A 1,634-nucleotide genomic window follows, 5' to 3' on the forward strand; every position below is an offset into this window, starting at 1 on the left:
GTCGCGCGCGCGGCGCGGCGGCATGGCGCGAGCATGCGCCCCGACCTGGCGGGCGTGCGGACGGCCGCGTCCGCAGGCGCGTCCCTGCTGGTGCGGACGGCCGCGCTGCGCATCGTCCTCATCGTCGGGACGTCGGTGGCCGCGCGCATGGGCGACGCCGAGATCGCCGCCTACCAGGTCGGCTTCCAGGTCTGGTCGCTGCTGGCCTACGCCCTGGACGCGCTCGCCATCGCGGGCCAGGCCATCACCGGGCGGTACCTGGGCGCGGGGGACGTGCCCCGCGTCCGCGCGGCGACGCGCCGGATGACCGTGTGGGGTGTGGGCGGTGGAGTCGTGTTCGGGCTGGTGATCGTGGCGATCCGGCCGTGGCTGCCGTCGCTGTTCACCTCGGATCCGGACGTCCGGAGGCTGCTGCTGGCCTCCCTGCTGATCGTGGCGCTGCTGCAGCCGATCGCGGGCGTGGTGTTCGTCCTGGACGGCATTCTGATCGGCGCGGGCGACGGAACGTACCTGGCGTGGACGACCCTCATCGCCACCGTCGTCTTCCTGCCCGCCGCCCTGCTCTCCTACTGGGCGCACTGGAGCCTGGTCGGCCTGTGGTGCGCGATCGGGCTGTGGATGCTGACGCGGATGCTCACCCTCGGCGCGCGCGCACGAGGCGATGCCTGGCTGGTGACCGGCGCCGTCCGGCGCGCGCACGAGGACGCGCCCGCTGCATGACGAGCCAGACCTTTACGGAGATAGCGTCAGGCTCACCCGTCCCAGGGACCCCAACCGCTACCATTCGAACATGTGTTCACCCGAGGGCGAGGGAATCGACCGGCTCGCCGACGCGATAGACGATCTCGCGGACGCCGGTCCCGACGCGCTCGCCCCGGAGGAGCTCGCGGCCCGCATCGCGAGCCTGTGGTCCCTCGTCGGGGACCTCGATCCCGAGATCGCCCGCCGCCGCTCCCGCTACGACCGCCCGCGCTCCGCCGACTGACCGTCCCCGCTCGGCCGACTACGCGGCTCCGACTGCGCGGCCGATTGCACGGCCCCGCCGGGCGGCCTCTCAGCCACCCGGCGCTACAGCGATCGAACCCTGGGCCACCGCGCACAGGGTCTCCGCGCCCTCCGCGTCCAGGGTGACGATGTCGCAGCGGCAGATGACCCGGGTGCGCCCGGCGCGGACGACCTCGGCGCGGGCTCGCAGCACCTCGCCGAGGGCCGGCTTCAGGTAGTCGATGGTGAAACCCGCCGTGATCAGGTTCGCGCCCGCCACGGTCCCCGCGGCGAAGGTCAGCGTGTTGTCCGCCGCGTACGCCAGGACGCCGCCGTGCACGAGCCCGTTCTGCTGCCGCAGTTCGTCGCGGATGTCCAGCTCCAGCGTGGCCGCGCCGTCACCGAAGGCCGTGATGCGCGCCTCCAGCAGGCGGCTGAACGGCTGCGCCGCCAGCACCTTGCGCGCGAGTTCGAGGTCGAGTTCCATGGTCCATCCTCACTTCGCTAGTGAAGTGAGGATCGCGGGACCGCCGCGTCTCTGTCAAGATCGCCCTATGGCCGAACCCGACGAGCGCCTCTTCTTCCTGCTGCAGCGCGCGGCGCACCGGCTGCGGCTCGCGGCCGACCGGCGGCGGCCAGGCAGCGCCGGT

The 1,634-nt window shown here is 73.1% G+C and carries 3 protein-coding genes; 2 read left to right on the forward strand and 1 reads right to left on the reverse strand.

Translation table 11 applies throughout. From position 1 onward, the window contains the following. Together AB0J52_RS39490 and AB0J52_RS39495 are read left to right on the forward strand one after the other, a co-directional pair. Positions 1 to 720, forward strand: a 720-nt coding sequence (locus AB0J52_RS39490) for an MATE family efflux transporter (protein WP_500188235.1), incomplete at its 5' end; no start/stop codon positions are given. 70 nt (positions 721 to 790) lie between these two features. Then, positions 791 to 985 (forward strand): hypothetical protein, encoded by a 195-nt coding sequence (locus tag AB0J52_RS39495; protein ID WP_500188237.1) that lies wholly within the window; start codon positions 791 to 793, stop codon positions 983 to 985. Positions 986 to 1,054: 69 nt separating this feature from the next. Here AB0J52_RS39495 and AB0J52_RS39500 read toward each other — a convergent pair whose 3' ends face one another. Further along, positions 1,055 to 1,471 carry a PaaI family thioesterase gene (locus tag AB0J52_RS39500; RefSeq protein ID WP_500188238.1) on the reverse strand — a complete coding sequence of 139 codons (417 nt, stop codon included), beginning with the start codon at positions 1,469 to 1,471 and terminating at the stop codon, positions 1,055 to 1,057. Positions 1,472 to 1,634: the final 163 nt, after the last annotated feature.

The organism is Spirillospora sp. NPDC049652 (assembly GCF_040675125.1).
GTDB lineage: Bacteria > Actinomycetota > Actinomycetes > Streptosporangiales > Streptosporangiaceae > Spirillospora.